The 10,599-nt window shown below is 54.5% G+C and carries 8 protein-coding genes; 1 reads left to right on the forward strand and 7 read right to left on the reverse strand.

Annotated features, from left to right (window positions below):
- Window positions 1-101 precede the first annotated feature (101 nt).
- The 7 genes from RMSM_RS17575 to RMSM_RS17610 form a co-directional block, all read right to left on the reverse strand.
- On the reverse strand, window positions 102-1,190 hold the full coding sequence (locus RMSM_RS17575; protein ID WP_008699045.1) for a hypothetical protein: 1,089 nt from the start codon (window positions 1,188-1,190) through the stop codon (window positions 102-104).
- A 4-nt stretch (window positions 1,191-1,194) separates the two neighbouring features.
- The gene (locus tag RMSM_RS17580; protein ID WP_160168312.1) at window positions 1,195-2,844 is read right to left on the reverse strand and encodes a flavin monoamine oxidase family protein; all 1,650 of its coding nucleotides are present in this window, start codon (window positions 2,842-2,844) and stop codon (window positions 1,195-1,197) included.
- Window positions 2,841-4,367: a polyamine aminopropyltransferase gene (locus RMSM_RS17585; protein WP_201767046.1), complete on the reverse strand. Its 1,527-nt coding sequence runs from the start codon at window positions 4,365-4,367 to the stop codon at window positions 2,841-2,843. The genes RMSM_RS17580 and RMSM_RS17585 overlap by 4 nt, the downstream gene beginning before the upstream one ends.
- A 6-nt stretch (window positions 4,368-4,373) precedes the next feature.
- Window positions 4,374-4,652: a DUF350 domain-containing protein gene (locus tag RMSM_RS17590; protein ID WP_008699052.1), complete on the reverse strand. Its 279-nt coding sequence runs from the start codon at window positions 4,650-4,652 to the stop codon at window positions 4,374-4,376.
- 303 nt (window positions 4,653-4,955) lie between these two features.
- Window positions 4,956-6,488: a DUF4178 domain-containing protein gene (locus tag RMSM_RS17600; protein WP_008699053.1), complete on the reverse strand. Its 1,533-nt coding sequence runs from the start codon at window positions 6,486-6,488 to the stop codon at window positions 4,956-4,958.
- Window positions 6,485-6,910 (reverse strand): S-adenosylmethionine decarboxylase family protein, encoded by a 426-nt coding sequence (locus RMSM_RS17605; protein ID WP_008699055.1) that lies wholly within the window; start codon window positions 6,908-6,910, stop codon window positions 6,485-6,487. The genes RMSM_RS17600 and RMSM_RS17605 overlap by 4 nt, the downstream gene beginning before the upstream one ends.
- A gap of 397 nt (window positions 6,911-7,307) precedes the next feature.
- Entirely contained in the window at window positions 7,308-8,429 is a 1,122-nt protein-coding gene (locus RMSM_RS17610; protein WP_008699056.1) for an SPFH domain-containing protein, read from the reverse strand.
- 561 nt (window positions 8,430-8,990) lie between these two features.
- Here RMSM_RS17610 and RMSM_RS17615 point away from each other — a divergent pair.
- Complete coding sequence (locus RMSM_RS17615; protein WP_040767770.1) at window positions 8,991-10,037, forward strand: nucleoside monophosphate kinase; 1,047 nt, start codon at window positions 8,991-8,993, stop codon at window positions 10,035-10,037.
- The last annotated feature ends 562 nt before the right edge of the window (window positions 10,038-10,599 follow it).

Below are 10,599 nucleotides of genomic sequence, written 5' to 3' on the forward strand. Positions count from 1 at the left end.
TGGGGAGTGGGGAGTGGGGAGTGGCGGAAACGAACCAACAATCAAATTCGCACCCGCCGGATCTGCGTCGCTACCGCGACTTGATCCGGCCTACAGTTTCGCTAGGACACCATCTCCGTGAGCCGCCGGCTCGATCTTCGCCGCCAAATGAAACCGTCCAATACATAATGCGTGATTTGTGGAACGGCTAACAACGGAACCAGCGCCACATCGATCCCTTCGATGTTACCTAAAAAGCCAAAAATCCCCGTCCCCCACATCCACGTTCGTTCTTGCCATAAGCCACTGTCCCAGAGCAATTCTTCGGCGTACGCCAGCAACCACACCAGCCCCAAAAATTTTGCCACTCGTGTTGCAGCAACTTGTGCCGATTGCTTGCCGGTGGCGTCTGTCTGTCGCCAGCGGTACCAATAGACCAGCACCATGTAGGGCACGCCGTGGATGATCACGTTGGTCACGGTGAATGCGTAATCGGAATTCAGCGTGATGATGCCGACGTACCAACATAATGCAGTCGTCAGGACGACGATGTCCTTTCCCGGTGAAAATTTGCCTCTTGCAAATCCACGGTACATCGAACGCGCTGCGTACAGCATCAATGACAACCAATACAGCGGCGCGATCCAGGCCGCGATGTCAAACGAAATCGTGGCAAAGTCTCCCTCGCGAAACCACCAAAATCGCCGAGGCAAATGGGTGTGCCAATAGACCAGCGGATAAATCGTGGCGAGATAGATCGTACTGGCGTCGATCCACCAACCGGCTCGACTCGTTTCGCCACCTCGGGAACGATACAGGGCAACCCAGCCATACTGTTGACGAATGAAATGGAACACGGCTAAATACGCAAGTGCTCGCCAAAAACCAACCACACTTTCACTGTAAACGGCCCAGCTAATGACAAACGCCAACACCGGTGTTAACCCATACAACCAAGGGCGACGACTTAGTTCGGCACGATCGAAATAGACTCGAAACCCTGTGGCATACACATGCGCTACATCGATCAACAAGATCGCGACAATCCAAGCCCATTCGGGCGTGTCCGACTGCAACCAACCAAAGGGAATGCCGATTGCCAACAACGCAAACGCAATCAAGGCACTGCCCAAAAACGTAAACAAATCCACGCGTGGCGAAAATAGCCATGGAAACGATTCGCCACTCGCATGTTCGGACACCGTGACCATAACCTTACAATAGCGACTCGAAAGGATGGTTTCGTTTGGCCAGCACCTCTTCGGCAGCACGCACGCCGTGATAGAAAGCCTCTTCCATCAACGCGACCCCACTTAAATCGGTCCCCGCAAAATGCAAGTTGCCAATCGGTTTCGCAGCCTGTCGCCGGGCATCACTGAATACAAATCCCGGCCGCGGCTGGATCATCGCGTGCCCCCAGCGCATGATGTCGATGCGGGTGATCAACGAATCAATCTCGGGGTGCGGACGCGACAAGTCGGCCACCACAATCTCGGCCCAATCGGACCATGTCATCCCCAGCAACTGTTGGCGTGATAGCTTGCCTTCGAGCTGCGTCAGCGGATAGTACCACGTCAACACGGTGGCCCCGTGGTCGAGCCCCGTTTGATGGGTCGACGTGACGTAGCCGAGTGACTTACTGTCATAAATCACATTGTCCCAGCACATCGGCATGCCGTCTTCACGCGGACGGTCACGCAGATGAACATTCGCCACCACCCATGAACCGTACGAAAATGACCGAGTCGATCGATCGGCAATCCGCGGAAAATCGCGGATCAAATAGGGTGCCAAAAATTGCGGGGCAGCAAAGACAACATGGTCGGCATCATAGTTGACGCCATGATCCGCGACACTGTTCCACGCCGTGATCTTCGCGACGTCTTTCTCCGCCGGATCGAGCTGGATATCGCAAACGGCGGTCGTGGGTTGCAAATGATCCTGCACGCGATTGACAAAATGCTTGACAAATCGACCGTTTCCCTCGGGCCAAGTCATTACGTCCTGAGACGATGTGCTGGTCGTTTGTGCTCGAGACGCGAAATAGAAAATCCCGGCCCATGCACTCGTCTGATCGATCGTCAATCCATAGTCATCGCGACACGAATAATCGACGAGCCATCTCAATCGTGGCGACGAAAAATCGTGCTCGTCCATCCACTGCTGCATCGAAATCTGATCTAACGATCTAACCACGTCACCATCGGATGCTATCGCGGTGGGAATGGCAAACATTCGTCGGCCTTGATCGTCGCGACGGGTAACCCAGGCATCAATTTCCGCCTGAAACCTCTTTAGCTGACGCAGATCCTCAGCGGACGCACCCGAAGAGGGATACAGTCCCTCGATCCATTCACCGTCGACAAACACACGTTCTTCGGGATCGCGACAAAGGTACTGCTCCGCGACTCGCGGCGAACCGTCATCGTTTTTGCCAACCACGACGCCCATCTCTTCGAGCAGTGTCAGTAATGCCCGATTCTCTTTCATCGGTGCGGGCACATAGTGGGCTCCCCAGGGGAACTCAAACGCTGAGGTTTGTCCGCTACGCGATGTGCCCCCAAAGACCTTTTCAATTTCCAGCAGACGAAAATCCTCGAACCCCGCTCGCTTTAAACGCCAAGCAGTTGACAGCCCCGCGATACCGCCCCCCACGATCAACACGTCCACATGCTCGCTGGCACTCGAATCGAAAACCGGCCGCAGTCCGTCACGAATGCGGTGCCCGACCGACAGATCGGGACTCAGCAATTCGCCCTCCGGTGGCAGCGATTGCCGAGAACATCCAACCGCTGCCGCGACACCGGTACCAAGCAACAGCGTCATCAGATCGCGACGACTTAACATCGGAGGCGAATCGCTCACTCGCTGCGACTCCATTCCTGGTCGTAATAACGCACGAGCGCCTGATTGTTGAGTCGATTGAGCTCCGTTTCCTTCGGCTGAATATCCGACGGCAAATCGAACATCGCCTTGAGCTGTGATGGGTTTAGAAACCGAAGCTCACCCACCGCATCGGACAATTCAACCGGAGCTCCGTCGGACGGCATCATCGTGGCGTAGGCAAATCCCCAAACACCAAACGAGGGAACCGACGCGCAATACGGAATCGCATCAAAGCCCGTTGCTTTGAGCGTGTTGAGAACGCACCAATACGAATTCGGCGCGACCAACGGCGAAGTGCACTGGATGCTAATCCGAGCCGAATCGCTCAGATGTTGTTTCAACATTTGAAAAAATCGGCTTGTGTACAACTTCCCCACTGAATAGCCGCTGGGGTCGGGAAAGTCGATGACCGCGACATCAAATTGTTGTGCCGTATCGCGTACCCAAATGAATGCATCTTGATTGATGACCGTGACTCGCGGATCTAGCAACGCTCGTTGGTTCAAATCGACCATCAAACCAAACGTTTTGGCTAGCGAGGTGATTTCCGGATCAATATCGACCAGCGTTACCGATTCAACGGATGGGTATTTCAAGATTTCGCGAACCGCCAGTCCGTCGCCGCCGCCGAGCACGAGCACATGTTTCGGATCCACCGCCGCCGACATGACCGGATGCACGAGCGCCTCGTGATAACGGTATTCATCCGCCGAATTGAACTGCAAATGCCCATTCAAATGCAGCTGAAACCCTTGTTGGTTCTGCGTGACGACGATGCGTTGATAAGGCGACTGTTTGGCGTAGACAATCGGATGCGACAACATCCGTTCCTCGGCGATCGTGGTCAACGAATCCGCCTTGATAAATCCGACGACCAACATGCCAACCACCAAGATGGCTCGTCCTCGCAATCCCCCCAGTCCTTTATTGCTAAGGATGGGGCGCAGCAAATAGGTGCCCCACAATCCGACCAAGGCGTTCAAGATGCCGAACAGCAATGAGGTTCGCACCAATCCTAATTGCGGCACCAGCAGGATTGGGAACAACAGCGACGCGAGCAGTGCGCCGATGTAATCAAATGTCAGAACACGAGACACCAAATCGCTGAAATCGAGATGCTCTTTCAAAATCCGCATCAATAGCGGCAGCTCGAGTCCGACCAAGGTGCCAATCAGCAGCACCAGTCCAAATAGCGAGACTTGAAACCACTCGATCCAAGCAAACGCGACAAACAAAAACGGAGCCGACAAACCACCCACCAGTGCAAGTGCCAGTTCGACTTCGATAAACGTTTTTGCCAGTTTCTCTTCGATATACTGCGACAACCACGACCCGATCCCCAGCGCCGACAAATAGACGCCAATCACCAGCGAAAACTGGGTGACTGAATCGCCGAGCAAGTAGCTAGCCAGCGTCCCGGCGAGCAATTCGTAGATCAGCCCACACGTCGCAATGACGAGCACATTCAGATACAGCAAGGCGAGCGGAGCACGATTCATCAACGTTGTTTAACCCAGAATCGCGGCGGCAATAATCACCGAAATCCCCAACACAATCGCACCGACGATCGTCGCCAACGCTTGATTGTGATCCTCTTCGATCTCCTTGACGATCGAAAATGGAGTCAACTTTTCCATGATCCACAACGACGCAAACAGAACCAGAATTCCGACGATCGCAAACAGGATCGCGGCGATCAGGTGAACACCCAATAAATTCATCGAACTCTCCGCCGCTTGCGCGGTGATCAATAACAACGACTGCATACTCATTTGAATTCCCAACACTATTTTCCGCCTCCCCAAGAACCACCGTACGATCGACCATAACCGCCGCCGGACACCCGCCCGGCCGCGAACCCTTCGAAAAACCCGAGGTTAGGCGCCTGCCAACCTTTGGCCGCCGCAACGGAATACCACGCGCACACGCTCATCCCGAAACAAAGGTAAATAATGAACATTGTCTTTTTCATAATGAAAACTTTTTAACTAGCGAGCTTGTTTCACCCCTAGGATCGAGCTGGAATCAACTGTCGTCTATTAAATCGTTGACGGAGCGTAGGGCCGGTTCCCACCGGCCAATTGTTTTATCTAGTCGCTGGTGGGGTACGGGTTGTAATCACTTTCGGCCCAACGCTGACGTTCAAAGTGATGGGCATAAAAATGGAATGCAATAATTGGTATCGAAACAAAAAGCATCGCATAGAAGGTCATCCAACCATCAGCACGTAAAAAGAACACGAGCTGGACTAGCAGAATCAATCCTAAGAAACCGCCCCACGACAAATAAAACTCTTTGCCCAATTTGGGACCGGGCTGGATCGGCCCTACACCCCAGCCGCGCCGAACGCCGTTGATCCCAAACGCCGCTTCAATCTGCTCGGCATCCAAGTAGACTCCTTCGGAAACGTTCCGCTCTTCGGATGATTTTGTTTTCGATTCTTCGATCGACAACATCTTGGGCGGTGCGATATAGTCCGCCGTTTGAACCGAGTCGCCGACCTTAACTCGCCAATAAAACTCGCCCACCACGTAGCGGACGTACGCGACACCGCGATCGAAAATACGAAACGATTCGCCATTGTAGGTCACCGAACTGCCGAACGTGCTGCCCATATACGACGCAGGCTTAACGAACGACCAATGATTTCGGTTTTCCACCAACCAGCGAAACCCGAGTTCATGATTATGCAACAGGTACTCGGTCCACGGATACGTCTTGCCCTCATACAGGGCAAAGCGCTCCATGATTCCGATCACGGTATACTTATCGCCAAAGAAAACGCCTTCGGTACCGATCGGAACCACCGGATGAATGTCTTTGGCTTTTAACGTTTGCAGATAGGCCAATTTTCCGTGATTGGCATCCAACAGCGAATGACAATTGGGGCACGTCACACGCTCGGTTTCATCGGGCGTCCGCAATACCAGCGTTCCCCCACATTTCGGACAATTTAGCTGCAGCGCGGCGACGGGCAGTTTCTCACTCTCAGGATCCGCGCCGCCGGTATCGACGCCAAGATCCGCCAGCAAGATTTCTTTGCCGATAAACACGCTTGTTCGCTCGCCATATTCGAGCGTTGCAAACGTCCCTTCGAGTCCTTGCAAATCGACAAATTTGTGATCCGCGCCGGGATGCACCGCCCACGGAATTTCGCCTTCGGCAGCCGCCACCGACGCAATCCCTTTCTCGCGAACCGAAAATTGGCTGCGTCCAAGTTCCACTTGATTGCCGAGTGACAGCGAGTCGTATTCCGGCAATTTGATTTTACTTGTCAGCTCGCGTTCGAACATCAAGTAAAATTTGCCTTGTGCCTCGGTCAACCATCCCCACTTTTCGCCTGGGAACACCAAGTACCATTCGTCCCAAATGCCACCGGCCGGGTGCGAATAACGGACGCGTCCCGAGATGTAAAAGCCACGTTTGTTAAATTTGCCGGATAAACCGAGTCGCAATCCTGAATTGGTTTCGCCGACGTCCGCGACCTTGCCAAAATCGGCAACATCCTTGTCGGCTCGCGCGACGGCGGTTTGACAAAAGTCACAAATTGTCACCAGCGACGATCCGGTTCTGAATTCAACCGGGCCACCACACGACGGACATGCTGCACTGCGATGCTTCATCCCTGCTCTCGCTGTACGTTTTGAGTTGTGGTTTCAGCTTGTTGGCCAGAGACGTCTTGATTGCCGTGGGCGTGGTCGCCGCGAATGACCTTTCGCACCACCACTTCGCCGGCCCCCAATCGAGACGCCAATTGTTGCTGCCAACCCCAGGCCGGGCGATCGCTGCAGCAATACAGATTGAAGGTTGCCAACCGATGCTCGGGATAGGTATGGCATGCGAGGTGCGATTCGCTCAGCATGTACATCGCGGTAACGCCGCCGTGACCTGGAAACGCATGCTGCTGCGGTACGCCGACGACTTGCAACCCGAGTTCGGTGACGACGTCGCGGCAAATTCCCCCGACGATTTCGAGATTCCGTAGCGCCGCGGCACTGCAGCCATACGCATCCACAATCCACTCGGTCCCCACACGTGCCGACACGGCAAGCGGTTGGTCGAACTTCGGGATGGGAGCACGTCATGTGCTGCGGTTTTCATGTTGCGAAATCAGTGTTGATTATCGTTGACGGTCGGAGGCGAGCCCAATGCCATTTACTTTGCTACCCAGCGTTTGATGTTCAAGTAGTGGGATTCGTCAGAATTCTGATGTTCAAGTAGTGGGATTCGCCAGAATTCTGATGTTCAAGTAGTGGGATTCGCCAGAATTCTGATGTTCAAGTAGTGGGATTCGCCAGAATTCCCGTATTCGCTGTCGATGCACCTTGGACTCTGGCGAGTCCCACTGCGAAAGTCGATGCCGTTGGGCTCACTCCGCAGCGGTTCTGAACCAGCTCTCGTGTTACCCGGTGCCTCACGGCCCACGGCTCCGCTATCGGGAACTAGGCTGGCGGTGGTGGTGGCGGGGTCGTGGCACTAAACAGGCTTGCTAATTGAGGGACTGTCGATGCGGCTGCCCAGCCTTGCATGCCTGCGGTCCAAACCGTGGTGTCGGCCCGTACTTCACCGCTGCTGACCCCCGCAGCCATCTGCTGCATCGTAAATGGGCCTCGTGTTTCGCCGTTCACCGCGACATGCCAAGCGCCGGTTGGGGGCGGCGGCGGTGGAGCAGCACCCGGTGCGGGAGCTGCGGCGCCGGAAGCACCGCCCGCTTGCGGCATCATGCGGCTGGCCATGGCAAACCCCATTCCTAGGCCCATTCCTTCAGCGGCACCTCCGCCACCTGGATTTTCTGCCGCCGCCGTCATCGCTTGTCCCATCTGGTACTGCTGATAGCGGTTCATATCGCCGATGACGCCCATACTGGTACGTGTGTCGAGCGCTTTTTCGACTGCTTCGGGAAGCGAAATATTGACGACAATCAACTGGGGGCAATCGAGTCCATACTCATCGTCGATCTGCTCGACCACCTCGGCTCGCACCGCCGCGGCAATCTCTTGATAACGCGACGCCAGATCAAGTGCGGGGATATTGAGCTTGCCGATCACATCCGAAAATGAGGACGTGATCATCGAACGCAGCAGCCCGGTGACTTCGTCCGATTGGAAATCGCCATCGGTTCCAACAATCTCGCGAAGTAGTGCTTTGGGTTCGATCGCTTTAAGCGCATAGGTTCCAAACGCTCGAATTCGGATCGGCCCGAACTCCGAATCCCGCATCATGATCGGATTCGGGGTGCCCCATTTCAGATCCGTGATTTGCCGAGTACTAACAAAATAGACTTCGGCTTTGAAAGGACTTTCGAATCCATATTTCCAGCTTGCCAAGGTCGTCATGATCGGCATGTTTTGAGTCGTCAACTCGTAATGCCCAGGCTGGTACAAGTCCGCGATCTCGCCATCATGCACCAGCACCGCGACTTGCCCGGGACGGACGATCAGATGCGCGCCGTTTTTGATTTCATTGTTGTAGCGAGGGAACCGCCAAACCAAGGTGTGGTTGGAATCATCGATCCATTCGATGATGTCGATCAGTTCGCCACGAAGCTTATCAAAGAGTCCCATGTGCCTACCGTTTATCAAACGAGATTGAAATAAGATGCGGAGAATCGGATGACCGCAGGTATCGAGGAAATTTTGCAACCCCGACCAGCCTTTCCCTTTTGGTTCGCTCCACCTCTAGCGGCTTTCTACGTCCAGCGGTGTCATTCTAACGGGCTTCCCGTCATCAGCATACCACGAACGCGCAGCTTAACCGGCGACGCGTGCCCAATGCCATCTACTTTGGCAACCATTGGGGGATGCTCAAGTAGTGGGATTCGCCAGAATTCCCATCTTTGCTGTTGAAACATCAGGAACTCTGGCGAGTCCCACTACGAAAGTAGATGGCATTGGGCGCGGGGCCCAATGATCAACTGGCACCAAAAAATGGCGAAGGGGCGCATCGAGATTAAATTTTTCCGAAGCTAGTGGGATATGTGCACTATCCGAATTGCATCACCGATGCAGCCGACATACGCCTCGGCACGCATCATCCGGCGCAGCAAGGTTCGCCACCAGCCAAGAAAGGTTATGATCAGGGCGAACGCTGTCTCGCATTGCCGTCATTCACTCGTCAAAAAATCCATGGCCGAAACCAACGAATCCCCACCGAACACTTTCTTCATTGAAGTCTCCGGAGCCGGGCTTCCCGAAGTGGATGGACTTTTTGTCCCCTCGACCGCACCTCCGGCGAAGTCGGAATCGGGCACGGTTTCCAGCCTGGGCTACTGGAACGGCAAGATGGCCTGGGACCGTGCCGACGGAAAGGCTGCCCGAAGCCCCGCAATCTCCTACTCCAACAGCTATCAATCGTGGCGAATCTGTCGGCTCGACGGACATCTTGCCTACGACATGACATGCGACGACGATCTGCCGCCGACCGACCGCGAATGGCACGTCTATAAAAAAGGGGTCGCACCGGCTCCGAAATTGGTCCTGCATCACTTCGACCCGCGACTGCCTTGCCCCAAACCCAACGTCGTCTTCGTGCTCGGTGGCCCCGGCGCCGGGAAAGGAACGATGTGTGAGCTCGCCGAATCACAACTTGGCTGGACTCATCTATCGACTGGCGATCTGCTCCGCGACCAGCAACAGTCGGGTGGGCCGACTGCGGCGATCATCGACAAATTCATCACAGCGGGCCAATTGGTTCCCAACGAAATCATCGTCACGCTGCTCAAAGACGCGATGGAGCAGGTGACGCGAACAACAGGAAAAAAGAACTTCCTGCTCGATGGCTTTCCCCGCTCGTTGGCGAACCTCGAAGCGTGGTACGAGATCTTCGGCCGTGATGCGGAACTGCCCAAGATGCTGTACTTCGAATGCCCGTACGCTGTCCTGGAAAAGCGAGTTTTGGGACGTGCCAAGTACAGCGGCCGAAGCGACGACAATGTCGAAAGCTTGAAGCTGAGATTTGACACCTACAAAGCCGAGACGTTGCCGACCGTTGAGTTATTCAGAAACTCAGGCAAATGCATTGAGCTGGACACCAGCTTGGATCGCCAGTCCGTGTACACGCTTGTCGCCAGCCATTTGGCGGAATTCACCGAGCCTCAATTCACTGCCAAACCGCTCAGCGAGAGGGCAGAGATGCTTCTCGGACTCAGACCGTTCCCAAGCAAAGGAAAATAAAGGAAGCTGGCGATCACGCAGCAAATAGCAAAGCCACCCCTCCGCGAAAATACCCTGCGTCAAAGATCCGATTCAGTTCAGGGGAAGCAAGTGAAATCATTACGAGCTTCCAGCTAGCAACCCCACGGTAAAAACGGATCCAACAGTCGGCGAAGCCAACGAGGATGTGCCGTTTATTTGGATAGGTTCGACGAGACCGAAAGCGAAGCTGACTACGTTGTCTCCCTCAAATTTGGCACAGAGGGATGTGGATATTGGCAGAATAATTGATGGGCAAAATGATTTCCAGCAACGAGATGCGAGGGGAGAGGCTTCGCTAGGGCCAAGTCTTGTGTTCGGTTTTCAACTACGAGCGGCAGGCGAGTATTCAGTAACCGAAGCCACTCTATCAAAAACTCAGAGGGACCGATTACTGTCATCCATGAGTTCAGTGTCCATCACGGGAGACCGATCATCTCGTGATCGTCCAAAGCAACTCGGCTGCCCTGATCGGGCTGCCCTGATCAGATTGCTCGGCGCGATCGAAGTGCACACGGTAGAATTGACGAAGCACGAATTGGAT

Source organism: Rhodopirellula maiorica SM1 (assembly GCF_000346295.1).
GTDB classification, from domain to species: Bacteria; Planctomycetota; Planctomycetia; order Pirellulales; family Pirellulaceae; genus Novipirellula; species Novipirellula maiorica.